The 26,804-nt window shown below is 72.3% G+C and carries 25 protein-coding genes; 15 read left to right on the top strand and 10 right to left on the bottom strand.

Translation table 11 applies throughout. The annotated features are described in order from the left end of the window. Positions 1–89 precede the first annotated feature (89 nt). Positions 90–293 (top strand): hypothetical protein, encoded by a 204-nt coding sequence (locus ABZZ17_RS02610; RefSeq protein ID WP_234333790.1) that lies wholly within the window; start codon positions 90–92, stop codon positions 291–293. Next, a complete protein-coding gene (locus ABZZ17_RS02605) occupies positions 290–706 on the top strand; it encodes a hypothetical protein (RefSeq protein WP_356871110.1) in 417 nt (138 codons plus the stop codon). The genes ABZZ17_RS02610 and ABZZ17_RS02605 overlap by 4 nt, the downstream gene beginning before the upstream one ends. 106 nt (positions 707–812) lie before the next feature. Here the strand turns inward: ABZZ17_RS02605 and ABZZ17_RS02600 are convergent, their stop codons facing one another. From ABZZ17_RS02600 to ABZZ17_RS02590, 3 genes are all read right to left on the bottom strand, one after another. Further along, the gene (locus ABZZ17_RS02600) at positions 813–2,129 is read right to left on the bottom strand and encodes a M28 family metallopeptidase (protein ID WP_356871108.1); all 1,317 of its coding nucleotides are present in this window, start codon (positions 2,127–2,129) and stop codon (positions 813–815) included. Positions 2,130–2,349: 220 nt separating this feature from the next. Then, entirely contained in the window at positions 2,350–3,354 is a 1,005-nt protein-coding gene (gene rarD, locus ABZZ17_RS02595; RefSeq protein WP_356871106.1) for an EamA family transporter RarD, read from the bottom strand. A 155-nt stretch (positions 3,355–3,509) separates the two neighbouring features. After that, entirely contained in the window at positions 3,510–4,367 is an 858-nt protein-coding gene (locus ABZZ17_RS02590) for an SDR family oxidoreductase (RefSeq protein WP_356871104.1), read from the bottom strand. 98 nt (positions 4,368–4,465) lie between these two features. Here ABZZ17_RS02590 and ABZZ17_RS02585 point away from each other — a divergent pair, with 98 nt between their 5' ends. Continuing rightward, positions 4,466–4,879 carry a helix-turn-helix domain-containing protein gene (locus ABZZ17_RS02585; protein WP_356871102.1) on the top strand — a complete coding sequence of 138 codons (414 nt, stop codon included), beginning with the start codon at positions 4,466–4,468 and terminating at the stop codon, positions 4,877–4,879. A gap of 37 nt (positions 4,880–4,916) precedes the next feature. Here the strand turns inward: ABZZ17_RS02585 and ABZZ17_RS02580 are convergent, their stop codons facing one another. The 5 genes from ABZZ17_RS02580 to ABZZ17_RS02560 all read right to left on the bottom strand — a co-directional run bounded on the left by ABZZ17_RS02580 (position 4,917) and on the right by ABZZ17_RS02560 (position 11,997). Continuing rightward, the gene (locus ABZZ17_RS02580) at positions 4,917–5,978 is read right to left on the bottom strand and encodes a 2-oxoacid:ferredoxin oxidoreductase subunit beta (RefSeq protein ID WP_356871165.1); all 1,062 of its coding nucleotides are present in this window, start codon (positions 5,976–5,978) and stop codon (positions 4,917–4,919) included. 1 nt (position 5,979) lies between these two features. Next, positions 5,980–7,926, bottom strand: coding sequence for a 2-oxoacid:acceptor oxidoreductase subunit alpha (locus ABZZ17_RS02575; protein ID WP_356871100.1), 1,947 nt, complete (start codon positions 7,924–7,926; stop codon positions 5,980–5,982). Between the two features lie 268 nt (positions 7,927–8,194). Then, positions 8,195–8,854: a response regulator transcription factor gene (locus tag ABZZ17_RS02570; RefSeq protein ID WP_281210401.1), complete on the bottom strand. Its 660-nt coding sequence runs from the start codon at positions 8,852–8,854 to the stop codon at positions 8,195–8,197. Positions 8,855–9,150: 296 nt separating this feature from the next. Beyond that, on the bottom strand, positions 9,151–10,440 hold the full coding sequence (locus ABZZ17_RS02565) for a sensor domain-containing protein (protein WP_356871098.1): 1,290 nt from the start codon (positions 10,438–10,440) through the stop codon (positions 9,151–9,153). 399 nt (positions 10,441–10,839) lie between these two features. Then, on the bottom strand, positions 10,840–11,997 hold the full coding sequence (locus ABZZ17_RS02560) for a sensor domain-containing protein (protein ID WP_356871096.1): 1,158 nt from the start codon (positions 11,995–11,997) through the stop codon (positions 10,840–10,842). Positions 11,998–12,154: 157 nt separating this feature from the next. Here ABZZ17_RS02560 and ABZZ17_RS02555 point away from each other — a divergent pair, with 157 nt between their 5' ends. From ABZZ17_RS02555 to ABZZ17_RS02500, 12 genes are all read left to right on the top strand, one after another. Beyond that, a complete protein-coding gene (locus ABZZ17_RS02555) occupies positions 12,155–12,562 on the top strand; it encodes an NADH-quinone oxidoreductase subunit A (protein ID WP_030163040.1) in 408 nt (135 codons plus the stop codon). Next, positions 12,553–13,170, top strand: a complete 618-nt coding sequence (locus ABZZ17_RS02550) for an NADH-quinone oxidoreductase subunit B family protein (RefSeq protein ID WP_356871094.1) — start codon at positions 12,553–12,555, stop codon at positions 13,168–13,170. The genes ABZZ17_RS02555 and ABZZ17_RS02550 overlap by 10 nt, the downstream gene beginning before the upstream one ends. After that, on the top strand, positions 13,167–14,501 hold the full coding sequence (locus ABZZ17_RS02545) for an NADH-quinone oxidoreductase subunit C (RefSeq protein WP_356871092.1): 1,335 nt from the start codon (positions 13,167–13,169) through the stop codon (positions 14,499–14,501). Before ABZZ17_RS02550 ends, ABZZ17_RS02545 begins: the two co-directional genes overlap by 4 nt. Then, positions 14,498–15,466, top strand: coding sequence for a complex I subunit 1 family protein (locus ABZZ17_RS02540; RefSeq protein WP_356871090.1), 969 nt, complete (start codon positions 14,498–14,500; stop codon positions 15,464–15,466). Before ABZZ17_RS02545 ends, ABZZ17_RS02540 begins: the two co-directional genes overlap by 4 nt. After that, positions 15,466–16,059 carry an NADH-quinone oxidoreductase subunit I gene (locus ABZZ17_RS02535; RefSeq protein ID WP_356871088.1) on the top strand — a complete coding sequence of 198 codons (594 nt, stop codon included), beginning with the start codon at positions 15,466–15,468 and terminating at the stop codon, positions 16,057–16,059. The genes ABZZ17_RS02540 and ABZZ17_RS02535 overlap by 1 nt, the downstream gene beginning before the upstream one ends. Continuing rightward, positions 16,056–16,712, top strand: a complete 657-nt coding sequence (locus tag ABZZ17_RS02530; RefSeq protein ID WP_356871086.1) for an NADH-quinone oxidoreductase subunit J — start codon at positions 16,056–16,058, stop codon at positions 16,710–16,712. The genes ABZZ17_RS02535 and ABZZ17_RS02530 overlap by 4 nt, the downstream gene beginning before the upstream one ends. Beyond that, the gene (gene nuoK, locus ABZZ17_RS02525) at positions 16,712–17,071 is read left to right on the top strand and encodes an NADH-quinone oxidoreductase subunit NuoK (RefSeq protein WP_356871084.1); all 360 of its coding nucleotides are present in this window, start codon (positions 16,712–16,714) and stop codon (positions 17,069–17,071) included. The genes ABZZ17_RS02530 and nuoK overlap by 1 nt, the downstream gene beginning before the upstream one ends. After that, complete coding sequence (locus ABZZ17_RS02520; RefSeq protein ID WP_356871082.1) at positions 17,068–19,116, top strand: NADH-quinone oxidoreductase subunit L; 2,049 nt, start codon at positions 17,068–17,070, stop codon at positions 19,114–19,116. Before nuoK ends, ABZZ17_RS02520 begins: the two co-directional genes overlap by 4 nt. Before the next feature lie 38 nt (positions 19,117–19,154). After that, positions 19,155–20,708 (top strand): NADH-quinone oxidoreductase subunit M, encoded by a 1,554-nt coding sequence (locus tag ABZZ17_RS02515; RefSeq protein ID WP_356871162.1) that lies wholly within the window; start codon positions 19,155–19,157, stop codon positions 20,706–20,708. Next, complete coding sequence (locus ABZZ17_RS02510) at positions 20,705–22,243, top strand: NADH-quinone oxidoreductase subunit N (RefSeq protein WP_356871080.1); 1,539 nt, start codon at positions 20,705–20,707, stop codon at positions 22,241–22,243. Before ABZZ17_RS02515 ends, ABZZ17_RS02510 begins: the two co-directional genes overlap by 4 nt. 206 nt (positions 22,244–22,449) lie before the next feature. Beyond that, positions 22,450–23,313 (top strand): zinc metalloprotease HtpX, encoded by an 864-nt coding sequence (gene htpX / locus ABZZ17_RS02505; protein WP_356871078.1) that lies wholly within the window; start codon positions 22,450–22,452, stop codon positions 23,311–23,313. Next, positions 23,310–23,702, top strand: coding sequence for a YccF domain-containing protein (locus ABZZ17_RS02500; RefSeq protein ID WP_356871076.1), 393 nt, complete (start codon positions 23,310–23,312; stop codon positions 23,700–23,702). The genes htpX and ABZZ17_RS02500 overlap by 4 nt, the downstream gene beginning before the upstream one ends. A gap of 272 nt (positions 23,703–23,974) precedes the next feature. Here the strand turns inward: ABZZ17_RS02500 and ABZZ17_RS02495 are convergent, their stop codons facing one another. Both ABZZ17_RS02495 and ABZZ17_RS02490 read right to left on the bottom strand, forming a co-directional pair. After that, a complete protein-coding gene (locus ABZZ17_RS02495; protein ID WP_356871074.1) occupies positions 23,975–25,213 on the bottom strand; it encodes an amino acid permease in 1,239 nt (412 codons plus the stop codon). A gap of 18 nt (positions 25,214–25,231) precedes the next feature. After that, positions 25,232–26,668 carry a SulP family inorganic anion transporter gene (locus tag ABZZ17_RS02490; RefSeq protein WP_356871072.1) on the bottom strand — a complete coding sequence of 479 codons (1,437 nt, stop codon included), beginning with the start codon at positions 26,666–26,668 and terminating at the stop codon, positions 25,232–25,234. Positions 26,669–26,804: the final 136 nt, after the last annotated feature.

Genomic DNA, 26,804 nt, shown 5'->3' with positions numbered 1-26,804 from the left:
ACGCGAAGGGTGGCCCGGGACCTGTGTCCCGGGCCACCCTTCTGCCGTTCCCCTCCTGCGTACAGCACGGCCGCTGTACCGTGATGGCCATGTCGAGACACGTCACCATTCGCCTGGACGAAGAGTTCCACGAGCGCCTCAAGGCGCGCGCGGCGGCGCTGGGCACGACGGTCACCGCGCTGATCACCGAGGTCACGGAGCGCGAACTCGACGAGGACCGGAAGACCTTCCTCTCCGGCATCGAGGAGTTCGCGGACCACTGGGGCTACTTCCAGGAGCGGTTCGGCAATTGAAGATCACCATGGAGTGGGCCTGGACCGCCCTCGCCCACCATCTGCCGTCGGATCCCGCCGTGTGGGATCCCTCCGGTGTGGCCGCCGCCGTCGCCCGGCACCAGAACGACCTGGTGCTGGTGCCCGAGCAGCCCGCCCCCGACACCGCGTGGCGGGCGGCCGCGTTCCTGCACACGCTGGCCGTCTGCCCGGCGCTCGAATCCCCGATGAACGAGTTCTACGCGGCCGCGGCCACCCGCTCGTACCTGCGGGTGGCCGGGGCCAAGCAGCTGCCCTCCCCGGAGGAACTCGGCGACCTCGTGGAGGCCGCGAAGCTGGGCCGGGCGGACATCGGGGCGGTCGCTCAGGAGCTGCGGGCCCGGATGCAGGAGCCGCTGCCCGCCTCGCTGCGGTCGCGCACGGAGGACGCGTAGGGCCGGCGTCCCGACGTACGGGGCCGGCGTCCCGACGTCCGGTACCGGCGCCGCGACGTACGGGACCGTCGCCGCCCCGTACTGCGGAGCGGCGACGGATCCTTCACTAGAAGGTGATCTTCCAGCTGTTGATGTAGCCGACGTCCTGCGCCGCCACGTCCTTGACCTGGAGCTTCCAGACGCCGTTGGCCACCTCGCTCGACGCGTTCACCGTGTACGAGGCGATGACGTTGTCGGCGGAGTCCGAGCTGGAGTTCTTCAGCCGGTACGCCGTCCCGTCGGGGGCGATCAGGTCGATCTGGAGGTCACCGCGGTAGGTGTGGACGATGTTCACGTCGACCTTGGTGGTGGCGGGCGCGTTGCCCGCGACCCCGGACACCGTGATCGGCGAGTTCACCCCGGCGGCGGGGGAGTCCGGGATGTTCACGTCCGCGGTGTTCTCGAAGGACGGGCCCGGCGGGACCGGCGTGGCCGCCCCGAGGGTCCACACCGCGTAGGCGATGGCGTCCGCGTTGCGGTCCAGCGCCGTGTCGTTGATGTTCGCGGTGTTGTCGCAGGAGGAGTGGTAGCAGCGGTCGAAGGACTGACCGGCGGTGCCGCCCCACTTCTGCGCCTGCGCCGACGTCTTGCTGTTGCTGGCGCCGGTGAACAGGCCGCCGACGGGAATGCCCACGTTCTTGAAGGACGCGTGGTCCGAGCGCCCGTCGCCCTCGGTCTCGATCTCCGTGGGCACGCCGAGGCCCGCGTAGTAGTTCTTGAAGGTCTGCTCGATCGTCGGGTCGTCGTCGTAGACGAAGTAGCCCGGGTTCGGCGAGCCGATCATGTCGAAGTTCAGGTACCCGGAGAACTTGGCCCGCTCGGCGGCCGGCAGGTTGTTGACGTAGTACTTCGAGCCGACCAGACCCAGCTCCTCTGCGCCCCACCAGCCGAAGCGCAGGTGCTTCGTGGGCTGGAGCCCGGCGCGCGAGACGGCGAGGGCGGTCTCCAGGACCGCCGCGCTGCCCGAGCCGTTGTCGTTGATGCCCGCGCCCGAGGTCACGGAGTCCAGGTGCGCTCCGGACATCAGCACCGAGTTGGGGTCGCCGCCCGGCCAGTCGGCGATCAGGTTGTAGCCGGTGGCGCCGCTGGAGGTGAAGGTCTGGAGCGTGGTGGTGAACCCGGCCGCGTCCAGCTTGGCCTTCACGTAGTCGATCGAGGCCTTGTACCCGGCCCGGCCGTGCGCGCGGTTGCCGCCGTTGTTGGCGGCGATCGTCGACAGCTGCGTCAGGTGCGCCTTGACGTTGGCCAGCGGGATGTCGGGCGGCGTGGGAGCCGCGGTGACAGCCGTGGGCGCGGCGAGCGCGGCGGGGGCGGTGGCGCCGAGCAGACCGGTGACCGCGATCGCGGTCACGGCAGCGAGGCGCCGGGAGACGGACAGGCTCATGTGGGGGCTCCGGGATTCCGTATGGGGATGAGACGGAACGTGCGGGGATAGAGCAGGTGAGCTGTAGTGCGTCAGTGCGTCGTGCGTCAGTGCGAGCCTGATGTTCAGCGAGAGCATGACAATCCGTCAAGACCACAATCCGGTCAGGGTGGTTCGGAAAACGGACGATCCCCGGTACGGATGGTCCGTACCGGGGATCGGGTGCGTGGAGGGGGCGGTGTTACGCCGGTTCGCGGGCTGCCGCGGACGGGCCCGCGGGGCCTTCGGCGAGGGCCGCGCCGGGGATGTCCTGGGGGGTCGTCCCCAGCGCCGTCGCCGCGGCCGCCGCGAGCCGGGCCCGCGAGCGCCGCGAGGTCCGCAGGGCCTCCCAGGTCAGGATCGCGAGGGCGGCCCAGACCAGGGAGAAGCCGGCCCAGCGCTCGGGGGGCATCGCCTCGTGGAAGTACAGGACCCCCAGCCCGAACTGGAACACCGGGGCCATGTACTGGAGCAGCCCCAGCGTGGACAGCGGGACCCGCACCGCGGCCATCCCGAAGAAGATCAGCGGGATCGCGGTGACCAGGCCGGTCGCGGCCAGCAGCAGGGAATGCCCGAGCCCTTCCGTGGCGAAGGTCGAGCGTCCCTCGAAGCCCAGCCACAGCAGGTAGGCGAGGGCCGGCGGGAACAGCAGCGCCGTCTCCGCGGTCAGTGACTCCAGGCCGCCCATGTCGAGCTTCTTCTTGATCAGCCCGTACGCGGCGAAGGAGAAGGCCAGGACGAGGGAGATCCACGGCGGACGCCCGTACCCGACCGCGAGCACCAGCACCGCGGCGAAGCCGATGCCGACGGCCGCCCACTGCGCCCGGCGCAGCCGCTCCCCGAGTACCAGGACGCCGATCGCGATGGTGACCAGGGGGTTGATGAAGTAGCCGAGGCTGGCCTCGACCACCTGGCCGTTGTTGACCGCCCAGATGTACAGGCCCCAGTTCACGCTGATCACGGAGGCGGCCAGTGCCGTCAGCCCCAGCTTGCGCGGCCGGCGCAGCAGTTCGCGTATCCAGCTCCAGCGGCGCAGCGCGAGGAGGGCGACGCCGACGACGGCCAGCGACCAGACCATGCGGTGGGCGAGGATCTCGACGGCCCCCGAGGGCTTGAGCAGTGGCCAGAAAAGGGGCACGAGCCCCCACAGCCCATATGCGCCGAATCCGTAGAGCAAACCCGTGCGCTGCTCGTTCTCCGCCTTCACGGGCCCTCCAGTGCTACTTCCGGCCAATCTCACAACCCTTCGACGGTATCGCCGTCCGGGGCGGATGTCATGCCCGTATAAGCGAGATACTCATGACATCCCGCCTGGTGAGACGGCCCCGGCCGCCCGGGCGCCGCGGCGGCCCGGCGGGCCGGTCAGGCCAGGGCCGCGCTGATGGCCTCGGCCACCGGGGTCGTCGGCCGGCCGATCAGCCGCGCCAGGTCCCCGCTGGTGCCGGCCAGCCGGCCGCGCCCGATCGCGGCGTCGACGTCCACGAGGACGGCCGCGAAGCCCTCGGGCACTCCGGCGCCGGTCAGGACCTCCTGGTGGGCGCCGGCGGCCACCGAGGCGTAGGTGACGTCCTTGCCGGACTGCCGCGCCACCTCGGCGGCGTATTCGGCCAGGCTCCAGGCGGTGTCCCCGGACAGCTCGTAGACCTGGTTCAGGTGCCCCTCGCCGGTCAGTACGGCCGCCGCGGCCGCCGCGTAGTCCGCGCGCGCCGCCGAGGCGATGCGGCCCTCGCCCGCGCTGCCGACGACCGCGCCGTGCGCCAGGACGGACGGCAGCTGGGCGGTGTAGTTCTCGTGGTACCAGCCGTTGCGCAGGAAGGTGTACGGCAGTCCGGAGTCGAGGATCGCCTGCTCGGTGGCCTTGTGCTCGGCCGCCAGCTCGAAGTCGGCCTCGGGCCCGCCGAGGATCCCGGTGTACGCCAGCTGGGCGACCCCGGCCGCCTCGGCGGCCTTGACCACGGCGGTGTGCTGCGGGACGCGGCGTCCGACCTCGCTGCCGGAGATCAGCAGGACCCGGTCCCCGGCGCGGAAGGCCCCGGCCAGGCTCGCCGGGTCGTCGTAGTCGGCGATCCGCACCTCCACGCCGAGTGCGGCGAGCCCGGCGGCCTTCTGTCCGTCGCGTACGACGGCGGCCACCCGGCCGGCGGGAACCTCGCGCCGCAGCAGCTCTTCGATGACGAGGCGGCCCAGGGATCCGGTGGCTCCGGTGACGACGATGCTCATGATGCGCTCCTCTTCGGGGCGAATGTTCGGGGTAATGGCACCACCCTACGGAGAGCGCTAACTGTAGGAAAGTACCCACTTCAGAGTAAGGTACTGGCATGGAAGTAAGTACCGGAGCGGTCGGCGGCAAGACCGCCAGCGTCAAAGCCCCCCTGTGCCCCTCGCGCGGGATCCTGGAACACGTCACCAGCCGCTGGGGCGTGCTGGTCCTCGCCGCCCTCGTCGAACGCTCCTACCGCTTCAGCGAACTGCGCCGCGAGGTCGGCGGCGTCAGCGAGAAGATGCTCGCCCAGACCCTCCAGACCCTGGAGCGCGACGGCTTCGTCCTGCGCCACGCCCGCCCGGTGATCCCGCCGCACGTGGACTACTCGCTGACCGCCCTCGGGCGGGAGGCCGCCGAACAGGTGTGGGCCCTCGCCCGCTGGACGGAACACCGCACGGCCGAGGTCCAGCAGGCCCGCACGGCGTACGACGCGGCGCGCACCGCGCGCGACGGCGCCCGGACCCCGTGACGGGGTCCGGGCGCCGCGTGCGCGCTCTGGAGCCGGTCTAGCCGACGACGGTCCAGGTGTCGGTGCCGGAGAGGAGGGTGGCCAGGTCGCCCTTGCCGCGCTGGTCGATCGCGGTGTCGAGCTGCTCCGCCATGAGGGTGTCGTAGACGGGGCGCCGGGCGTCGCGGAACACGCCGATCGGGGTGTGGTGCAGGGTGTCCGGGTCGGCGAGGCGCGAGAGGGCGAAGGCGGTGGTCGGTGACGTGGCGCGGGCGTCGTGGACCAGTACCCGGGCTTCGTTCTCCGGGGTGACGGTGATGACGTCGAGGTCGCCGGTGGCCGGGTTGCGGACGACGCCCTTGCCGCCGTCGGCGCCGAAGCGGACGGGCTTGCCGTGCTCCAGCCGGATCAGGGCTTCCTGGGCCTGCTCGTTGTCCTTGAGGGCGTCGAAGGCACCGTCGTTGAAGATGTTGCAGTTCTGGTAGATCTCGACGAGTGCGGTGCCCTGGTGGTCGGCGGCCTGGCGCAGGACCTCGGTGAGGTGCTTGCGGTCGGAGTCGATGGTGCGGGCCACGAAGGTGGCTTCGGCGCCGAGCGCGAGCGAAACGGGGTTGAACGGGGCGTCGAGCGAACCCATCGGAGTGGACTTGGTGATCTTGCCGAGTTCCGAGGTGGGCGAGTACTGGCCCTTGGTGAGGCCGTAGATCCTGTTGTTGAAGAGGAGGATCTTGAGGTTGACGTTGCGGCGGAGCGCGTGGATGAGGTGGTTCCCGCCGATGGAGAGGGCGTCGCCGTCCCCGGTGACCACCCAGACGGACAGGTCGCGGCGGGAGGTGGCGAGCCCGGTGGCGATGGCGGGGGCGCGGCCGTGGATGGAGTGCATCCCGTAGGTGTTCATGTAGTACGGGAAGCGGGAGGAGCAGCCGATGCCGGAGACGAAGACGATGTTCTCCTTGGCGAGGCCGAGCTCGGGCATGAAGCCCTGAACGGCGGCCAGGACCGCGTAGTCACCGCAGCCCGGGCACCAGCGGACCTCCTGGTCCGACTTGAAGTCCTTCATCGACTGCTTGCCCTCGGCCTTGGGGACCAAGGACAGCAGGTGGTGGGGGGCGTCGGTCACCTCAGTCATTGATGGCCTCCTTGAGAACCGTCGCGAGCTGCTCCGCCTTGAAGGGCATTCCGTTGACCTGGTTGTACGACTGGGCGTCGACCAGGTACTTCGCCCGGATCAGGGTGGCCAGCTGTCCGAGGTTCATCTCGGGCACCACTACCTTGTCGTAACGCTTCAGGACCTCCCCGAGATTCCTCGGGAAGGGGTTCAGATGGCGCAGGTGGGCCTGGGCGATGGGGGTGCCGGCGGCGCGCAGGCGCCGGACGGCGGCGGTGATGGGCCCGTAGGTGGAGCCCCAGCCGAGGACGAGGGTGCGGGCGCCGTCCGGGTCGTCGACGTCCAGGTCGGGGACGTCGACACCGTCGATCTTGGCCTGGCGGGTGCGGACCATGAGGTCGTGGTTGGCCGGGTCGTAGCTGATGTTGCCCGTGCCGTCCTGCTTCTCGATCCCGCCGATCCGGTGCTCCAGCCCCGCCGTGCCCGGCACCGCCCACGGCCGGGCGAGGGTCTGCGGGTCCCGCTTGTAGGGCCAGAACACCTCCGTCCCGTCGGCCAGGGTGTGGTTCGGGCCGGTGGCGAACTGGACCTTGAGGTCGGGGAGGTCCGCGACGTCCGGGATCTTCCAGGGTTCGGAGCCGTTGGCGAGGTAGCCGTCGGACAGCAGGAACACCGGGGTCCGGTAGGTCAGGGCGATGCGGGCCGCGTCCAGGGCCGCGTCGAAACAGTCGGCCGGGGTGCGGGGGGCGACGATCGGGACCGGAGCCTCGCCGTTGCGCCCGTACATGGCCTGCAGCAGGTCGGCCTGCTCGGTCTTGGTCGGCAGCCCCGTCGAGGGACCGCCGCGCTGGATGTCGACGATCAGCAGCGGCAGCTCCAGGGAGACCGCCAGGCCGATCGTCTCCGACTTCAGCGCCACCCCGGGACCGGAGGTCGTGGTCACGGCCAGCGCGCCGCCGAAGGCCGCGCCCAGCGCCGCCCCGATCCCCGCGATCTCGTCCTCCGCCTGGAACGTGCGCACGCCGAAGTTCTTGTGCTTGCTCAGCTCGTGCAGGATGTCCGAGGCCGGGGTGATCGGGTACGAGCCCAGGTACAGCGGCAGATCCGCCTGCTGACCTGCGGCGATCAGCCCGTAGGAGAGGGCCAGGTTCCCGGAGATGTTGCGGTAGTGGCCCGGCGGGAACGCGCTGCCGGCCGGGGCGACCTCGTAGGACACCGCGAAGTCCTCGGTGGTCTCACCGAAGTTCCAGCCCGCCCGGAAGGCGACGATGTTCGCCTCCGCGATCTCCGGCTTCTTGGCGAACTTCTGCCGCAGGAAACTCTCCGTGCCCTGCGTCGGCCGGTGGTACATCCACGACAGCAGGCCCAGCGCGAACATGTTCTTGCTGCGCTCGGCCTCCTTCCGCGACAGCCCGAAGTCCTTCAGCGCCTCCACCGTCAGCGTCGTGAGCGGCACCGGGTGCAGGTGGTAGGCGTCCAGCGAGCCGTCCTCCAGCGGGGAGGTCTCGTAGCCGACCTTCGCCATCGGGCGCTTGGTGAACTCGTCCGTGTTGACGATGATGTCCGCGCCCCGGGGCACGTCGGCGATGTTCGCCTTCAGCGCCGCCGGATTCATCGCGACCAGCACGTTCGGCGCGTCGCCGGGCGTGAGGATGTCGTGATCGGCGAAATGCAGCTGGAAGGAGGACACGCCCGGCAGGGTTCCGGCAGGCGCTCTGATCTCGGCCGGGAAGTTCGGCAGGGTCGAAAGGTCGTTGCCGAAGGACGCCGTCTCCGAAGTGAAACGGTCACCCGTCAGCTGCATACCGTCACCCGAGTCACCCGCGAAACGGATGATCACGCGGTCGACACGGCGGATTTCCTTGCCGGATCCATCGGAATGGGGCTCGGTGCGCTGCCCTCCGATGGCCCCTCCGGCCCCGTCGGCCTGCTCGGCCGGGCTACTGACCTGGCTGGTCACTGAACTGGACCTCCTCCGAGGCTGGGCGTTCGTTCCCAAGGCCAACCCTACGTCTGCGGGGATGTCCAACCCTGGGTTTCCCACATCGTGGAACGTCGCGCTGGACTGTGCGTCCAGCGGCCGTCGTGCTCTACACGGATATTCCTGACCCCCGGGGGCGGCGGCGGAGGCCGACACGTGCGACCCGCCGCCACCGCCCCCGTGCTCCGTCACCACGGCGCTCCGCCCGACGGAACTACGGCGCTCTGCCTGACAGGGTGTCAGTCGATCAAGATTTCAGATAGGTGAGGACCGCCAGAACACGCCGGTGATCCCCGTCACTCGGGGACAGCCCGAGCTTCATGAAGATGTTGCTGACGTGCTTCTCCACCGCTCCGTCGCTGACCACCAGCTGTTTCGCCACGGCGGAATTGGTGCGTCCCTCGGCCATCAGGCCCAGTACCTCGCGCTCGCGCGGGGTCAGCCCGGCCAGTACGTCCTGCTTCCGGCTGCGGCCCAGCAGCTGGGCCACGACCTCGGGATCCAGCGCCGTACCGCCCCGGGCCACCCGCACCACCGCGTCGAGGAACTCCCGCACCTCGGCCACCCGGTCCTTGAGCAGGTAGCCCACACCGGTGGTGGAACCGGCGAGCAGTTCGGTGGCGTACTGCTCCTCCACGTACTGCGACAGCACCAGCACGCCTATCCCCGGGTACTCGCGGCGCAGCCGCACGGCCGCCCGCACCCCCTCGTCGGTGTGCGTCGGCGGCATCCGCACGTCGGCCACCACCACGTCCGGCAGCGCGTCCTCCGCCGCCAGCTCCGCCACCGTCTTGATCAGGGCTTCCGCGTCCCCGACGCCGGCCACGACGTCATGCCCCCGGTCGGTCAGCAGCCGGGTCAGGCCCTCACGGAGCAGCACTGAATCCTCGGCGATGACCACCCGCACCCTGTCGTCCACGTTTCAGCAGCTCCCGCATCACTCGTCATCCGCGACCCGCGCCCGTCACCGGGAGGTCCCTGGCATGCCCAAGCATCCCAGCCCGGCGGCCCGGCCACGGCCGGACCGCGTCAACAGGTGCGCGTACGGAGGGAGTTTCCGGGAACGGCACGGGCCCCGGCGGCGCGGCGCGCCGGGGCCGTGGTGCGGTGTCCATCTGAGCGGGGGTCCGTCGGTGCGGGGCTCATCGGCGCGGGCTCAGGACCGCCGGGGCGCGTGGGGCGGCGCCGCGCGCCGGGCGGGGTTCAGGACCGCCAGGGCAGCTCGGCGGTCACCGTCGTCCCGTGGCCGGCGGCCGAATCCACGACCAGCACCCCGTCCACGGCGTCCAGCCGCTCCGTCAGGCCCGCGAGCCCGCCGCCGGCGGTCACGCCCGCCCCGCCGCGCCCGTCGTCCGCGACCTGGATCAGCAGGCGCTCCCCGGACTTCCACACGTCGACGCCGGCCGTACGGGCCCGCGCGTGCTTGCCGACGTTCTGCAGCAGCTCGCAGACGGTGAAGTACGCGATCCCCTCGATCGCGGCGGCCGGCCGGGCCGGCAGGTCCACCGCCACCTTCACCGGTACCGCGCACCGCGAGGCCACCGACGACAGCGCCGCGTCCAGCCCCCGGTCGGTGAGGACCGCCGGGTGGATGCCGCGGGCCAGGTCGCGCAGCTCCTGGAGGGCGACCTTCACCTCTCCGTGCGCCTCGTCGACCATCCGCGCGGCGGCCTCCGGGTCCTCGGCCAGCTTCTCCTTCGCCAGCCCCAGGTCCATGGCCAGAGCCACCAGCCGGGCCTGCGCCCCGTCGTGCAGATCGCGTTCGATGCGGCGCAGGTCGGCGGCGGCGGTGTCCACGACCACCCCGCGGTCGGACTCCAGCTCGCTGACGCGGCTGTCCAGGCGCGAGGGACCCAGCAGTCCGGCGACGAGGACCCGGTCGACGGTGGTCAGCGCCCGGATGACCCATGGCGTGGCGAGGGTGAGGAGGAGACCGGTCAGGCAGACGACGGCGACGGCGAGCGGCGAGTCCAGGTAGAAGGCGTACTCGTCGTTCTGGAACAGCTGGAGGCCCGGCTGGTCGGTGAAGACGGGGAACACCCAGAACCACAGCGGGTACAGCAGGTAGCCCCACCCGGCCGCCCAGAGCGTCAGCGCCAGGCAGAACGCGAACACCGCCCACGGGAAGTGGATCACCGAGTACAGCAGGTGCCGCCAGGCGCTGCCGCTCTTCAGCAGGGCCCCCATGGCCGCCAGCGGCCCGGCCTTCGCCGCCCGGACGGGCGCCGGATCGCCGAGCGGCACCCCCAGCAGACCCCGTACCCGGGCCCGCTCCACCTGACCGAATCCCCGGCACATCGCGAGCACCCCCGCCAGCACCGGAACGCCGATGAACGTCACCAGCAGCCCGGCGCCCAGGCTCACGCCGGTGACGGCCAGCGAGAAGTACAAGACGCTCAGCGGCAGGCCGAGGAGCAGGTACCCGAACTCCCGCCAGGTCCGCGCCGCCACGGGCGCCCGCAGCACCGCTACGGCCCCCCGGCTGCTGTCCATGCCGTTGCCCATGATCCGTCCCGCCCTTCACGTCATCCCGATACCCCTCCACCCTGCCGCCGCCCCCACCCCGCCAACCATGCGGCGGGTCGGCCTCTCCGCAGGGGGGTTATCCCCACCCCGGCCTCGGGGACGGTCGCCCGCGAGCCGGCCTTGGGGTCGGTTGCCCCCGCGCCGGGATCCGTGGCGGTCGCCCTCGCGCCTCAGCGGCGGTCGCCCCCGCGCCGGCCCCTGCGCCGGCCTGCGCGGCGGTCGCCTCCGCCCCGGGCGACGCGAAGGGCCCGGGACGGGGTCACGTGCAGCGCCCGGCAGGGTTCGGCAGGGCCCGGGCAGGACGGCCCGGGACGCGCCGGGACCCCGCCCGGCCCGGACGGGGTCCCGTTCAGCGCCCGGCAAGGGCTACCCGCGGTCGCGCCAGGGCAGTTCCGCCGTCACCACCGTGCCCGCGCCCTCGGGGGAGTCCACGACGAAGACCCCGTCCACCGCCCCCAGCCGCTCCGCCAGGCCCGCCATCCCGGTGCCCCCGGACAGCCGCGCCCCGCCCCGCCCGTCGTCCGAGACACGGATCAGCAGCCGCTTCCCCGCCCGCCACACCTCGACGCTCGCACCCCGCGCCCCCGCGTGCTTGCTCACGTTCTGGAGCAGCTCCGACACCACGAAGTACGCGATCCCCTCGATCGCCTCCGCCGGCCGCCCCGGCAGGTCCACCGCCACCTTCACCGGCACCACGCACCGCGAGGCCACCGACGACAGCGCCGCGTCCAGCCCCCGGTCCGTCAGCACCGCCGGGTGGATGCCCCGCGCCAGGTCCCGCAGCTCCTGGAGGGCCAGCTTCACCTCGCCGTGCGCCTCGTCGACCATCGCCGCCGCCCCCTCCGGGTCCTCCAGCAGCTTCTCCTTCGCCAGACCCAGCCCCATCGCCAGCGCCACCAGCCGCGCCTGCGCCCCGTCGTGCAGGTCCCGTTCGATGCGCCGCAGGTCCGCCGCCGCCGTGTCCACGACCACCCCGCGGCCCGACTCCAGCGCCGCGATGCGCCGTTCCAGCTCGTCGGAGGGCGACAGCAGGCCCCGTACCATCGCCCGGTCCACGTTCGACAGCGCCCGGGTCACCCACGGAAGCACCGGCCACAGCACGAACAGCCCCGTCAGCGCGACGGTGAACGTCAGCACCCCCCACGGCAGCCTGACCAGCTCGTACAGCACCGTCCGCCAGGCCACCGGGTCCTTCAGGCCGGCCCACAGCCAGGGGAAGAACCCGCCCGACCGCTTCGGACCGGGCAGCGGAGTCGGCTCGTCCACCCGTACGCCCAGCAGGCTCCGCGCCCGCGCACGATCGATCTTCCCGAGCTGCCGTGACCCGTAGAGCACGCATGCGAGCAACGGCAGACCGATCGCGGTCACCGACAGACCACCCGCCAGCGAAATCATGACAACCGTGTAAACGAAACCGATCAGCGCCGCCGGGAAGTTGCTCAGCAGGTACGCGATCTCCTTCCACGTCACCGCGTCGAAGGCGGGGCGCACCGGAGGAAGCGAGGCTTGATCGTTCACTGTCATGCGCCCCAGCCTGCCAATTGCGCGGCCCCGATGCCATGGGGTGACCAGGCGCCAGTGAACGGGGGATAACCCCACCCCGCCGGGCCCAGGCCCTAGACTCCCGTCCGTACCAGATCATCCACACCGTCGACAGTGGCCGAGAAGCGAGGAAACGGACGTGCCCGACCCAACGGTATCGACCGTGACCGTGCTCGCGGCGGACTACTTCCGGAGCTATTCGGTCGTCGGGCTCCTCGCCGTCCTCGGCGTGCTCTTCGTCGCCGTCGCCTTCGGCGCCGGCCGCCTGCTGCGGCCCGTCGTCCCGACCCCCGAGAAGCTGCTGACCTACGAGTGCGGCGTGGACCCCGTGGGCGAGGGCTGGGCCCACACCCAGGTCCGCTACTACGTCTACGCGTTCCTCTACGTCATCTTCGCCGTCGACTCGATCTTCCTGTTCCCCTGGGCGACCGTGTTCGCCGCCGCCGGCTACGGCGCCACGACCCTCGTCGAGATGTTCATCTTCCTCGGGTTCCTGGCCGTCGGCCTGCTCTACGCGTACAAGAAGGGCGTCCTCGAATGGACGTGACACCGGCCGAGAGCCCCGCCGAGAGCCCCGCCGAGGGCCGGCTGCTCCCGGAACCCAAGCGCCTGGGAGTCCTCTCCCGCCTCGCCCCGGAACCGATGAAGGTGGTCCTCAACTGGGGGCGCCGCTACAGCCTGTGGGTCTTCAACTTCGGCCTCGCCTGCTGCGCGATCGAGTTCATCGCCGCGTCGATGGCCCGCCACGACTTCATCCGTCTCGGTGTGATCCCCTTCGCGCCCGGCCCCCGCCAGGCCGACCTGATGATCGTCTCGGGCACCGTCACGGACAAGATGGCCCCGGCCGTCAAGCGGCTCTACGAGCAGATGCCGGAACCGAAGTACGTCATCTCCTTCGGCGCCTGCTCCAACTGCGGCGGCCCGTACTGGGACTCGTACTCGGTGACCAAGGGCGTCGACCAGATCATCCCGGTCGACGTGTACGTGCCCGGCTGCCCGCCGCGCCCCGAGGCCCTCCTCCAGGGCATCCTCAAGCTCCAGGAGAAGATCGCCAGGGAGTCCCTCGCGGAACGCTATGCCGCGTCCCCCTCCGTCACCCAGCTCACCAGCGGCCTGGTCACACCCCCGCCCGCCACCCCGGGAGCCGGCGCGTGAACCTCTACGACTCCCTCCCCGACGCCGCCCCGACGATCTTCGGAGCCGAGGCCGTCGCCTCGTTCGCGTACGAGGTCCTCACCGTCGACGTCCCCGTCGGCTCCTGGATCCCCTCGCTCGAAATCGCCCGCGACAAGCTGGGCTGCACCTACTTCGACTGGCTGAGCGCGGTCGACGAGCCGGGCACCGGCTTCCGCATCTGCGCACACGTCGTCTCCCTGGAGAACCACCGCGTACGCCGCCTGCTGCTACGCACGACCGTCCCGCACGCCGCCCCCTCCCTGCCCTCCGCCGTCGCCGTCTACGCCGGCGCGCAATGGCACGAGCGGGAAACCTTCGAGATGTTCGGGGTCACCTTCACCGACCACCCGAACCTCGTGCCGCTCCTCCTCCCGGAGAACTTCGAGGGACACCCGCTGCGCAAGGACTTCGTCCTCGCCGCACGCGTCGCCAAGGCCTGGCCCGGCGCCAAGGAGCCGGGCGAGGCCCACGACCCCGACGCCCCGAAGCGCCGCCAGATGCTGCCGCCCGGCGTACCCGACCCGAACGACTGGGGCCCCTTGAAGGGCCAGCTCCCGCCGGCCCCGGCCCGTCCCGCCCGCACCCCGCGCGCCGCCGGCGCCGCCGCAGCCCGCACCCCGCGCGAGGGCGCCCCCGTGCGCCGGACCCGCTCGGTGGCGGAGGGCTCCGCCACCCAGCCCGAAACCCCGCCGACCCCGACCGCCCCGGCTTCGGACGCCCCGACCCCGGCTGCCGAAACCCCGCCCCGTCCGCCCCGCCGGACCCGCTCGGTCGCGGAAGGCTCCGCAAGCCAGACGCCCCCGGCGGCTCCGCCCGTGCCTCCGTCGGACGCTCCTGCGTCGGACGCGCCGACCCCGGCTGCCGGAACCCCGCCCCGTCCGCCCCGCCGAACCCGCTCGGTCGCGGAAGGCTCCGCGAGCCAGGCGACCCCGGCGGCCCCGACTTCGGCCGTGCCTGCGTCGGACGCTCCTGCGTCGGACGCGCCGACCCCGGCCGCCCCGGCTTCGGACGCCCCGGCTCCCGCCCGGCCGCCCCGGCGTACCCGCTCGGCCTCGGACGGTTCCGCCACCCAGGCCCCCGCGCCGGGGCCGGAGGCCGGGCCGCGCCGACGCCCCGCCCCGCGCAGCGCGGACGCGCCCTGGCACGACCCGAAGCCCGCCTTCAAGGAGCCACCGGGACCGCGGGGCGCCCCGCCCACCCCCGAGCCCGAGCCCAAGGCAGGGCCCGAGCCCCAGTCAGGGCCCGAGCCCAAGGCAAGGCCCGAGACCGACCCGGATCCAGATCCCGACACCACCGGAGGAGACGCGTGAACGACGTCCTCGACGTCGCCCTGCGACTGATCGTCGTCTTCGCCGTCTTCCTCGTGCTCCCGCTCGTCGTCGGACAGGCCGAGCACAAGGTGATGGCCCACATGCAGGGCCGCCTCGGCCCCATGTACGCCGGCGGCTTCCACGGCTGGGCCCAGCTCGTCGCCGACGGCGTGAAGTTCGCGCAGAAGGAGGACATCGTCCCGGCCAATGCCGACCGGCGGATCTTCCAGCTCGCCCCCGCCGTCGCGCTGCTGCCCTACCTCCTCGTCCTCCTCGCCATCCCCGTAGGACCCGGCGAGGGCGCGGTCGGCCAGGTCATCGACGCGGGACTCTTCTTCGCGCTCGCCGTCATGGGCGTCGGAGTCCTCGGCTCCCTCATGGCCGGCTGGGCCTCCGCCAACAAGTTCTCCCTCCTCGGAGGCCTCCGCACCGCCGCCCAGCTCCTCGCGTACGAGCTGCCCATGCTGCTCGCCGCCGCCTCCGTCGCGATGGCCGCCGGGACCGTGTCCCTGCCCGGCATCGTCGACGCCTTCGCATGGTGGTGGCTGCCCTGGCAGATCACCGGCGCGCTCGTCTTCTTCGTCGCCGGCCTCGCCGAACTCCAGCGGCCCCCCTTCGACATGCCCGTCGCCGACTCCGAGATCATCTTCGGCGCGTACACCGAGTACACCGGCCTGCGCTTCGCGCTGTTCCTGCTCGCCGAGTACGCCGGCATCGTCGTCCTCTGCGCCCTCACCACCGTCCTCTTCCTCGGCGGCTGGCACGGCCCCTTCGGCGGTGACGACCTCGGCTGGGTCTGGACCCTCCTCAAGGTCGCCGTCCTCGCCTTCGTCGTGATCTGGCTCCGCGTGAGCTACCCGCGACTGCGCGAGGACCAGCTCCAGAAGCTCGCCTGGACCGTGCTCATCCCCCTCGCGCTCGCCCAGATCGCGCTCACCGGCATCGTGAAGGTGGCGATCCAGTAATGTCCCCGGTTCCCGGATCCGGCCTCGCCAAGGGCCTGGCCGTCACCCTGCGCACGATGACCAAGCGCGCGCACACCGCCCAGTACCCCGAGGTACAGCCCGAGCTCCCGCCCCGCAGCCGCGGGGTCATCGGCCTGTTCGAGGAGAACTGCACGGTCTGCATGCTGTGCGCCCGCGAGTGCCCCGACTGGTGCATCTACATCGACTCCCACAAGGAGACGGTCCCCGCCGCCGCCCCCGGCGGCCGCGAGCGCAGCCGCAACGTCCTCGACCGCTTCGCCATCGACTTCTCGCTCTGCATGTACTGCGGCATCTGCATCGAGGTGTGCCCCTTCGACGCCCTCTTCTGGTCGCCGGAGTTCGAGTACGCGGAGACCGACATCCAGGACCTCGTCCACGAGCGCGACAAGCTCCGCGAGTGGATGTGGACGGTGCCCGCGCCGCCCGCCCTGGACCCGGCCGCCGAAGAGCCCAAGGAGATCGCCGCCGCCCGCAAGGCCGTGGAGAAGGCCGAAGCGGCGGCTGCCGCCGCGGCCGCGGCAGAGGCGGCCGTCGGCGACGAACCCACGACCACCCCGGAGGGAGACGCGTGAGCCCCGCCGCCACCCTGGCCGCAGCCGCAGCCGCAGCCGCCACCGCCGGCCCCGGCTTCCTCTCGCCGACCGGCGTCGAGATCGCCTTCCTCCTCGTCGGCCTCGCCACCCTCGGCGCGGCCGTCATCACCGTCACCACCAAGCAGCTCGTGCACGCCGCCCTGTGGCTGGTCGTCGCGCTCGGCGGCATCGCCGTCGAGTACCTGCTGCTGACCGCCGAGTTCATCGCCTGGGTCCAGGTGCTGATCTACCTCGGCTCCGTGGTCGTCCTCCTCCTCTTCGGGCTGATGCTCACCAAGGCCCCCATCGGCCGCTCCCCGGACGCCGACTCCAACAACCGGTGGGTCGCCCTCGGCGTCGCCGCCACCGCGGGCGCAGCACTCGTCTGGGTGGTCGTCGACGCCTTCCGCACCACCTGGATCGACCTCGACGGCCCCGCCCAGGGCTCCACCAAGGTGTCCGGCGAGATCCTCTTCCAGCACTGGGTGCTGCCCTTCGAGGCGCTCTCCGTCCTCCTCCTCGCCGCCCTGATCGGCGCCATCGTGCTCTCCCGCAGGAACACCCCCGCCGAGGACGCGGCGGCCGCCGCGACCCAGGACACCGCCGACACCGCCGACCCCGCCGACTCCGGCGACCGGAAGGGGAAGCGCTGATGCACCTCGCCTACCCCGCCGTACTGGCGGCCCTCCTCTTCGCCACCGGCCTCTACGGAGTGCTCGCCCGCCGCAACGCCATCCTGGTCCTGATGTCCGTCGAGCTCATGCTCAACGCCGTCAACCTCAACCTGGTGGCCTTCGACGTCTGGCTGCGCGACGCCCTCCACGCCGGCCAGGCCCTCACTCTCTTCACGATCGCCATCGCCGCCGCCGAGATCGGCATCGGCCTGGCGATCGTGCTCATGGTGTACCGCAACCGCGGCACCTCGGACGTCGACAAGCTCCGTGACACCGCCGAGGGTCACGAACCGGGCCGCACCGACGACACCACCGCCCGGCCGGAGGTCGCCGCGTGAGCACCACGACCCTCGCGGTCCTCGTCCCGCTCCTCCCCTTCCTGGGCGCGGTCGCCGGCCTGCTCCTCGGCCGCACCGCCCCCGGCTTCGTCCGGCCGCTCGCACTGCTGCCGACCCTGGGCGCCGCCGTACTGGCCGTGCTCGTCGCCGTCCGCCAGGGCGGCGGCAAGACCATCAACACCGCCACCGAGCTCACCCCGACCGGCTCCGTGCCGATCGAGCTCTCCCTGAACATCGACGGCTTCGCCGCACTCGTCGCCGTCCTCGTCGGCGTCGTCGCCACCTGCGTCCAGCTCTACTCGACGGCGTACCTCCGCGACGACCCGCGCTACCCCTCGTACGCGGCGCTCGTCTCCCTGTTCACCTCCGCGATGCTGCTCGTCGTCTACTCCGGCGACCTGATGGTGCTGCTGGTCGGCTGGGAGGTCATGGGCATCTGCTCCTACTTCCTCGTCGGCCACTACTGGGAGACCGAGGCGGCCCGCTCCGCCTCCCTGAAGGCGTTCCTCGTCACCAAGCTCGGCGACGTCCCCTTCCTGATCGGCCTGTTCGCGCTCGCCACGGACGCCGGGTCCTTCCAGATCACCAAGATCCTCGACACCGTCGCCGCGGGCGGACTCGACCACCCGACGCTGATCGCCCTGCTCCTCCTCGCCGGAGTCGCCGGCAAGTCCGCGCAGTTCCCGCTGCACACCTGGCTGCCCGACGCCATGGCCGGCCCCACCCCCGTCTCGGCGCTGATCCACGCGGCGACGATGGTCGCCGCCGGCGTCTACTTCATCGCCCGCCTCCTGCCCGTCTTCGCGGCGTCCCGCGCCGCACTGGTGGTCATGGCCGTCATGGCGGCCGTCACCATGATCGGCTCGGCCCTCGCCGCCCTCGCCCAGGACGACATCAAGCGGGTCCTCGCCTACTCCACCGTCGGCCAGCTCGGCTACATGACCGGAGCCCTCGCCGTCGGCGACCGCGACGCCGCCGTCTTCCACCTCCTGTCCCACGGCGCCTTCAAGGCACTCCTCTTCCTCGGCGCCGGCGTGATCATCCACGCGGCGGGCACCAACTCCCTCGCCGCCATGTCCCGCATGGACGGCCTGCCCAAGCGCATCCCCGACGCCTTCTGGACGATGACGCTCGCCCTGCTCGCCCTCGCCGCGATCCCGCCCTTCTCCGGCTTCTTCTCCAAGGAAGCCGTCCTCGTCGCCGCCGAGCAGACCGCCACCGGACACTCCGACCTCGCGCCCACCGCGGCCGGCTGGCTCGTGCTGGTCGCCGGCGTGCTGACCGCCCTGCTCACGGCCGCCTACGCCACCCGGCTGTGGCTGATGGCCTTCCGCGGCCGGGGCGCCGCCGCCCCCGACCACGGCAGGGAACCCGTCGCCATGACCGGCGTGCTGTGGGTACTGGCCGTCCCCACGGTCGGCTTCGGCCTCGCCGCCGGCCCCCTCGGCGACTGGTTCGACGGCAGGCAGCTCACCCCGACGCTGACCACCTCGCTCCTCGGCACGGGCGCCGCCCTCATCGGCGTACTGCTCACCTACGGCCTCTGGCAGCGCGCCACGGCCCGGCTCGCGACCGCCCCCGCAGCCGTCGGCCCCGCCGCCGCCGCTGCCGGAGCGGAGAACGCCGCCGTCACCGCGACCGTGTCCGCCGCGACCGCCGCCGCCGAGTCCGCCGCCGAGACCCCCGAGGTCGCGGAGGTCGCCCACGAGCACCCCGCCGTCCCGGCGGGCCCCGCCCCCGACCCCGGGCGCGCCCTCCTCGGCCCCCTGCACCGCCACGCCGCCGACGGCTTCCACCTCGACGCCGTCTACGACCGCCTCTTCGTCCGCCCCGTCCGCGGGGCCGCGAGCCTGGTCCGCTTCCTCGACCGCGAGGTCGTGGACACGTACGTCAACGGCGCGGGCGCCGCCCCCCGGCTGCTCGGCAGCCTCGTACGCCGCGCCCAGACCGGCAACGTGCAGAGCTACCTGAGCGCCCTGCTCGCCGGCGCCGTGGTCCTGGCGATCGCCACCGCCGTCCTCGCCAACGTCAACGCCGGATCGTGAGCCGTGAGTCAGCCGTGATTGATATCAGCCCGTCCGTGATGCAGTTCCTTCTGGCGTTCATCGTGGCCGCACCGCTCCTCGGGTCCGTCGCCGCCCTCCTGCCGGCGCCGCCCGGACTCAAGGGCAAGAGCCCCGAACAGGCCGTGCTCCGCCACGGCGTGACCGTCACCGGTGTCATCCTCGCCGCGGCCCTCGCCCTCACCCTGGGCTTCGACCACGACGCCCCGTCCCGCTTCCAGGCGACGACGGACATCAGCTGGATCCAGGCGCTGAACATCCGGATCCACCTCGGCGTCGACGGCATCTCGCTCCCCCTCCTCCTGATGACCGCGCTGCTGTTCTTCCTCTGCGCGGTGTACAGCTACCACAAGCTCCCCGAAGGGCCCTCCCCGAAGGCCTTCGTCGCCCTGCTGCTCGTCCTCGAATCCGGCACGCTCGCCACGTTCGCCGTCCTCGACCTGCTGCTCTTCTTCCTCGCCTTCGAGATGGTCCTCATCCCGATGTACTTCCTCATCGCCCGCTGGGGCGGCGCTCAGCGGCAGGCCGCCGCCTGGAAGTTCATCCTGTACACCCTCCTCGGATCCGTCGTCATGCTGCTCGGTCTCCTCCTGATCGGACTGAACAGCGGCACCTTCGACATGGTGGCACTCGCCTCTGACAACGGCCGCGAACTGACCCGCACCACCCAACTCCTGGCCGTCCTCGCCATCGGCATCGGACTCGCCGTCAAGACCCCGATGTGGCCGCTCCACAGCTGGCTCCCCGACGCCCACACCGCCGCCCCCACCGTCGGCTCCGTCCTCCTCGCCGGCGTCATGCTGAAGATGGGCACGTACGGGTTCGTGCGCATCCTGCTCCCCGTCACCCCCGACGGCATGCGCACCTTCGCCCCGTACCTCGGTGCCTTCGCCGCCGTCGGCATCGTCTACGGATCCCTCGCCTGCCTCGCCCTGGCCCGCAAGGGCAACAAGGGCGACCTCAAGCGCCTCATCGCCTACTCCTCCGTGGGCCACATGGGCTTCGTCCTCCTCGGCATCGCCTCGATGACCCCCACCGGAGTCAACGGCGCCCTCTTCGCGAACATCGCCCACGGCCTGATCACCGGCCTCCTCTTCTTCCTGGTCGGCGCCCTCAAGGACCGCTACGGCACCGCCGACCTCGACACCCTCGCCGGAGCCACCGGCGCCGCCCTCTACGGCCGCGCCCCCCGCCTCGGCGCGCTCCTCGCGTTCGCCGCCGTCGCCTCCCTCGGCCTGCCCGGCCTCGCCGGGTTCTGGGGCGAGATGCTGGCCCTGTTCGGGGCCTTCGACCCCGCCGAGGGCCTGTCCCGCCCGGCCTTCCTCACCTACACGGCCGTCGGCGCGTTCGGCACCCTGCTCACCGCCGCCTACCTGCTGATCGTCGTACGGCGCGTCTGCATGGGCGACCCCCAGTCCGGCCCCGAGACCACCCTCGCGGACGTCCAGCGCTACGAGTTCGCCGCCTGGACCCCGCTCGTCGCCCTCACCGTCCTCGCCGGCCTGTGGCCCGCGGTCCTCCTCGGCCTCACCGACCCGGCCGTCCAGAAGCTCCTCGCAGGAGGCAACTCATGACGGCCCTGACGGTCCTCGCCGCCGAGACCCCCAGCCTCGTCCAGTCCGTCGACTGGCTCGCGATCGCCCCCGTGGTCGTCCCCGCCGCCGTGGCCCTGCTCGTCCTGGTCGCCGACCTGTTCCTGCCGGAAGGCCGCAAGCCGCTCCTCGGCTGGATCTCCGTCGCCGGCCTCGCCGCCGCGACCGCCGCCCTGCTGCCCCTGCGCGCCGGCGACCGCAGCACCTTCTGCCTCACCGGCGACCCCGCCGCCTGCAGCTACACCGCCGACCACTTCGCGCTCGTCGTCCAGTTCCTGGTCCTCGCCGGCGCCCTGGTCACCGCCCTGCTGTCGGTCACCGCCGTCCGCGAGACCCGCATGCCGGCCGGCGAGTACTGGTTCCTGCTGCTCTCCTCCGCCGCGGGCGCGGCCCTGCTGCCCGCCTCCCGCGACCTCGCCACCCTGATCGTCGCCCTCGAAGTGGCCTCCCTGCCCGCGTTCGCCCTCGTCGGCATGCGCCGCGGCGACCGGCTCTCCTCCGAGGCCGCCCTCAAGTTCTTCCTGTCCTCGGTCACCGCCACCGCCGTGTCCCTGATGGGCGTCGCCTTCGTCTACGCCGCCACCGGCACCCTGCACCTCACCCAGGTCGCCGACCGCCTCGAAGACGTCCCCGCGCGGTTCGACACCCTCGCCATGGCCGGAGTCGCCCTCACCCTCGTCGGCTTCGCCTTCAAGACCGCGGCCGTCCCCTTCCACTTCTGGGTCCCCGACACCTACGTCGGCGCCCCGCTGCCCATCGCCGGCTACCTCTCCGTCATCGGCAAGGCCGTCGGCTTCACCGGCCTGATCCTCGTCACGGTCATCGCCTTCCCCGCGTACTCCGACATCTGGGGCCCCGCGCTGGCCGTCCTCGCCGCGCTCACCATGACGATCGGCAACGCCGCCGCCCTGCGCCAGTCCCCGGACCGCCCGAACAGCGCCGTACGGCTCCTCGCCTGGTCGTCCGTGGGCCAGGCCGGCTACCTGCTGGTCCCGATCGCGGCGGCCGCGTACTCCGACCGCGACCAGATCGGCTCCACCATCGCCTACGCGCTGATGTACGCCGCCGTGAACCTCGGCGCCTTCTCCGTGGCCGCGCTGGTCGCCCGGACGAAGCCGCTCCACCGGATCGCCGACTACCGCGGCCTCTACTTCGAGCGCCCCATCGCCGCCCTCGCCCTGGGCTTCTTCCTGCTGTGCCTCGCCGGACTCCCGCCGGGCATCATCGGCCTCTTCGCGAAGGTCACCGTCTTCCGGTCCGCCGTCGACGCCGGGCTCGGCTGGCTCGCCGTGGTCATGGCGGCCAACGTCGTCATCGCCCTCTACTACTACCTGCGCTGGACGGCCCTCCTCTTCCGCACCCCCGAGGAAGGGGCCCCCGCCGAACGGCCCGCCGCGGCGAAGGTCCCCTGGCCGGTCACCGCCGCGATCGCGCTCACCGCGATCACCGCCGTGGTCCTATCCGGCGCCCCCGAGCTGGCCCTCCGCTTCGCCTCCGGCAGCCTCTTCCCGCAGTAGCCCGGACCGCAGCCCGGGCGGGTTCACCCGCACGGCCCAACGCCCGCCGCCGCCCGCCGCCCCCGCCCGCAGGGGCGGCGGCCCCGCCGCGCCCTGGGAACCGTACGGCCCCATCTGGCGTTGACCAGGAAGGGAGGGTCCACTGGACCGTAAGACCCTCAGACCTGGACGGGGTCCCCCCTGCCGCACCACTTGGAGGGCGTACCGTGCACCGCCGGCACAACGGGCTCAAGACCGCCGTACTCCTCGGCGGACTGTCCGCACTGATCATCGTCATCGGAAGCCTCTTCGGACGGACCGGCCTGATCGTCGCCGTCGTGGTCGCCCTCGGGACGAACGCCTACGCGTACTGGAACAGCGACAAGCTGGCTCTACGCGCGATGCGCGCCCGCCCCGTCAGCGAGTTCGAGGCCCCCGATCTGTACCGCATGGTGCGCGAGCTCTCCACGTCCGCGCGCCAGCCCATGCCACGGCTCTACATCTCGCCCACCGAAGCGCCCAACGCCTTCGCGACCGGCCGCAACCCGCGCAACGCCGCGGTCTGCTGCACCGAGGGCATCCTGCGCATCCTCGACGAACGCGAGCTGCGCGGGGTGATCGGCCACGAGCTGAGCCACGTCTACAACCGGGACATCCTGATCTCCTCGGTCGCCGGAGCCCTGGCCTCCGTGATCATGTTCCTGGTGAACTTCGCCTGGCTGATCCCGATCGGCCGGTCGAACGACGACGAGGGCCCCGGCCTCATCGGCATGCTGCTGATCATGATCCTCGGCCCGCTGGCCGCGTCCGTGATCCAGCTCGCCATCAGCCGCTCGCGCGAGTACGAGGCAGACGCCTCCGGAGCCCAGCTCACCGGCGACCCGCTCGCCCTCGCCAGCGCCCTGCGCAAGCTGGACGCCGGCACCAAACAGCTCCCGCTGCCCGCCGAGCCGCGCATCGAGACGGCGAGCCACATGATGATCGCCAACCCCTTCCGGCCGGGCGAGGGACTGTCCAAGATGTTCTCGACCCACCCCCCGATGGCCGAGCGCATCGCCCGGCTCGAACAGATGGCAGGCCGCAGTCAGTGAAAACCATCCTCAACGTCATTTGGCTCGTGCTCAGCGGGATCTGGCTGTTCCTGGGCTACTGCCTGGCCGGCCTGATCCTCTGCATCACGATCATCGGCATTCCCTTCGGCATAGCGGCGTTCCGCATCGCCGTGTACGCCCTCTGGCCCTTCGGCTACACCACCGTCGAACGCCACGACGCCGGCGCCGGCTCGTGCGTGGGCAACGTCCTGTGGCTGGTCCTGGCCGGCTGGTGGCTGGCCATCGGCCACATCGTCACCGGCATCGCGCTCTGCGTCACGATCATCGGCATCCCCTTCGGCATCGCCAACTTCAAGATGGTCCCGCTCTCCCTGCTCCCGCTCGGCCGCGAGATCGTCCCTACGGACGCCCCCTTCGCCTCCCGGTGACCACCGCCGAGGCCGTCCGGACCGAGGGTTATCCACAGGTCCGGACGGCTGTCGGCGGCGTGCGGCACCATGAACGCATGAACGAATACGAGCAGTTGCCGGTGCAAGTCACAGACCGCTTAGGCACCCCCGCGCGCGGGCCAGGGAAGCCCCCGCCCGCCGCCGGGAAGAGCGCCCGGTCCGAGCTCATACCGGGCTCCGCCGCGCCCCCCCGTACGTCCCGCGCCCCTGACCTCCACGTGATCGGTCCGGGCTCAGGCAGCGGACCGGGCTCAGACAGCGGACCGGAACCGGCTCCGCACCCCGTAGGCCAGTGCGCCCAGGGCCAGTACGGCCGCCCCCGACACCGCCGCCCCGAGGGGTAGCGCGCAGGCCAGCACCACACAGCCGGACAGCCCGACCGCTGCCACGGCCCGCCCCTTGACACCTGAACCGAGAGTCCACGCGGAGGCGTTCGCGATCGCGTAGTAGGCCAGCACTCCGAAGGAGGAGAAACCGATCGCGCCCCGCAGATCGGTGGTCGCCGCGAGCACCGCCACCACCGTGCCCACCGCCAGCTCCGCGCGGTGCGGAACCCGATGCCGGGGATGTACGGCGGCCAGCGCGTGCGGCAGATGACCGTCCCGCGCCATCGCCAGCGCGGTCCGCGACACCCCGAGCACCAGGGCCAGCAAGGAGCCCAGCGCGGCCAGGACCGCGCCCACCCGGACGACGGGAGCCAGTTCGGGCCGTCCGGCCGCGCGCACCGCGTCGGCCAGCGGGGCCGTGGACCCCGCCAACACGTCGGCACCGAGCACCGACAGGACCGCCACGGCCACGGCGGCGTACACGAACAGGGCGATCCCCAGGGCGAGCGGCACCGCGCGCGGGATCGTGCGCTGCGGATCGCGCACCTCCTCGCCCAGGGTGGTGATCCGGGCGTAGCCGGCGAAGGCGAAGAACAGCAGCCCGGCGCCCTGGAGCAGCCCGGCGGGCCCGCCCCCGCCCTCGCCCCACAGGCGTCCCGCGTCGGCCGTACCGGAGGTCAGGCACGCCACCACGACCCCAGCCAGCACCGCCAGTACGGCCGCCACGATCAGCCGGGCGATCCGGGCGGACCTCTGCACCCCGCCGTAACTCGCCGCGGTCAGCGCCACCACCGAGGCCACGGCCACCTCGTGCTGCCGCTCCGGCCAGGCGTAGGCGCCGACGGTCAGGGCCATCGCCGCGCAGGAGGCCGTCTTGCCGACCACGAACGCCCAGCCGGCCAGGTGCCCCCAGAACGGGCCGAGCCGCTCGCGCCCGTACACGTAGGTCCCGCCGGAGGACGGGTACCGGGCGGCGAGCCGCGCCGAGGAGTGCGCGTTGCAGTAGGCCACGACGGCCGCCACCAGCAGGGCGGCGAGCAGCAGGCCGCCCGCCGCGCGGGCCGCCGGGGCGAGGGCGGCGAAGATGCCCGCGCCCACCATCGCCCCCAGGCCGACGACGACCGCGTCGAAAACTCCGAGGGTGCGCTTCAAGTCGTGGGTCACGGGCGGAGGGTAGCCGCACTAGATGACGCCCTCGCGGCCGGGGAGCGGCGCCCGCTTGCGCTCCCACCCCTCCAAGGCGGTCAGACAGGCGTGGTCCATGTGCCGCAGCCCGCTCAGGTCGAGCCGGACCGGCTTCCCGTCCGGCAGGGCGTCCAGCGCGTCCAGGGCGTCGAGGAGTTTGGGCAGCCTCAGGAAGCTGGCGTTCCCCACGACCCGCACGGACAGTTCCCCGCCCTCCCAGACCTCCTCGATGTGCACGTGGGAGGTCTCCCAGGCCGCCTTGGCGATGGCGAGTCCCAAACCGATCAGCACCCCTTCGAAGAGGTTGGTGACCACGATCGCCGACGCCGTGACCAGCAGGACCACGGCCTCGCCCCGGTGCGTGCGCCACAGCCCGGCCACCGCACGCGCCGGCAGCAGCTTCCAGCCCGCGTGCAGCAGCACACCGGCCAGCGCGGCGAGCGGGACGATCTCCAGCAGCTGGGGGAAGGCCACGGCGAAGAGCAGCAGCCAGGCCCCGTGCAGTACCCGGGAGGCCCGGGTGCGGGCCCCGGCCTCCACGTTCGCGGCGCTGCGGACGATGACGGCGGTCATCGGAAGCGCCCCGAGGATCCCGCAGACGCTGTTGCCCACGCCCTGGGCGATGAGTTCCTTGTCGTACTCGGTCCTCGGCCCCTCGTGCATCCGGTCGACGGCGGCCGCGCTGAACAAGGTCTCGGCGGAGGCGATCAGCGAGAGCGCGATCACGGTGCCGACGGCTCCCACGGAGGCCAGCACCCCGAAGTCGGCCCAGCCGGGCGGCGCCACCGCCTCCAGCACCCCCGTCACCCGCACCTTCTCGACGGGCAGGTTGAGCACCGCGGCCACCGCGGTCGCGGCCGCCACCCCGACGAGCGCCCCCGGCACGATCCGCAGCCGCGCCGGGACCATCGGCCAGGCCGCCAGTACGGCGATGGTCGCTCCGCCGAGCGCCACGGCGGCCCAGTCGGCCCCCGCCGCGAGCCCGGGAACCCCGCCCAGCTTGGCCAGGGTGTGCCCGGGCGCGGTCACACCGCCCAGGGCGTAGAGCTGCCCGGCGATCAGCACGAGCCCGATCCCGGCCAGCATTCCGTACACGACGGCGACGGAGATCGCCCGGAACCACCGCCCGAGCCGCAGCATCCCCATGCCCAGCTGCAACAGCCCGGCGGCCAGCACCAGGACCCCGAGCGCGGGCAGCCCGTACGCCCGCACCGCCTCGTAGACCAGCACGGTGAGCCCGGCCGCGGGCCCGCTCACCTGGAGCGAACTCCCGCGGAACCAGCCGGTGACCAGTCCGCCGACGACCCCGGTGACGATCCCCAGCTCGGCCGGTACCCCGGAGGCGACGGCCACCCCCACACAAAGCGGAAGCGCGACCAGCGCGACGACCACCGACGCCGCGAAGTCTTGGCGGAACGTGCCGGCCCCAGGCATGCGAGAACCCCCTGCGTAAGGTGATGGACGGTTCACCCAGCGTGGTGGGCGCACCCGCCCGTGCCTAGTGATCACAGGGGGCCCGCAGAGGAGCACGCGCCGCTCACGCCCCGCACACACCCTGCGAGCGCCCACG

The sequence above is a fragment of the Streptomyces sp. NPDC006512 genome (assembly GCF_040611935.1).
Lineage (GTDB): Bacteria > Actinomycetota > Actinomycetes > Streptomycetales > Streptomycetaceae > Streptomyces.
Note: the sequence above shows the minus strand (reverse complement) of the source record. Positions and strands in the feature narration are given on the sequence as shown.

Bases quoted from the DNA above. Each gene is read 5' to 3' on its own strand.
- ABZZ17_RS02610 (WP_234333790.1), top strand. From the start codon at position 90: ATGTCGAGACACGTCACCATTCGCCTGGACGAAGAGTTCCACGAGCGC.
- ABZZ17_RS02600 (WP_356871108.1), bottom strand. From the start codon at position 2,129: ATGAGCCTGTCCGTCTCCCGGCGCCTCGCTGCCGTGACCGCGATCGCG.
- ABZZ17_RS02590 (WP_356871104.1), bottom strand. From the start codon at position 4,367: ATGAGCATCGTCGTCACCGGAGCCACCGGATCCCTGGGCCGCCTCGTC.
- ABZZ17_RS02585 (WP_356871102.1), top strand. From the start codon at position 4,466: ATGGAAGTAAGTACCGGAGCGGTCGGCGGCAAGACCGCCAGCGTCAAA.
- ABZZ17_RS02565 (WP_356871098.1), bottom strand. From the start codon at position 10,440: ATGGACAGCAGCCGGGGGGCCGTAGCGGTGCTGCGGGCGCCCGTGGCG.
- ABZZ17_RS02560 (WP_356871096.1), bottom strand. From the start codon at position 11,997: ATGACAGTGAACGATCAAGCCTCGCTTCCTCCGGTGCGCCCCGCCTTC.
- ABZZ17_RS02550 (WP_356871094.1), top strand. From the start codon at position 12,553: ATGGACGTGACACCGGCCGAGAGCCCCGCCGAGAGCCCCGCCGAGGGC.
- ABZZ17_RS02535 (WP_356871088.1), top strand. From the start codon at position 15,466: ATGTCCCCGGTTCCCGGATCCGGCCTCGCCAAGGGCCTGGCCGTCACC.
- nuoK (WP_356871084.1), top strand. From the start codon at position 16,712: ATGCACCTCGCCTACCCCGCCGTACTGGCGGCCCTCCTCTTCGCCACC.
- ABZZ17_RS02515 (WP_356871162.1), top strand. From the start codon at position 19,155: ATGCAGTTCCTTCTGGCGTTCATCGTGGCCGCACCGCTCCTCGGGTCC.
- ABZZ17_RS02510 (WP_356871080.1), top strand. From the start codon at position 20,705: ATGACGGCCCTGACGGTCCTCGCCGCCGAGACCCCCAGCCTCGTCCAG.
- ABZZ17_RS02490 (WP_356871072.1), bottom strand. From the start codon at position 26,668: ATGCCTGGGGCCGGCACGTTCCGCCAAGACTTCGCGGCGTCGGTGGTC.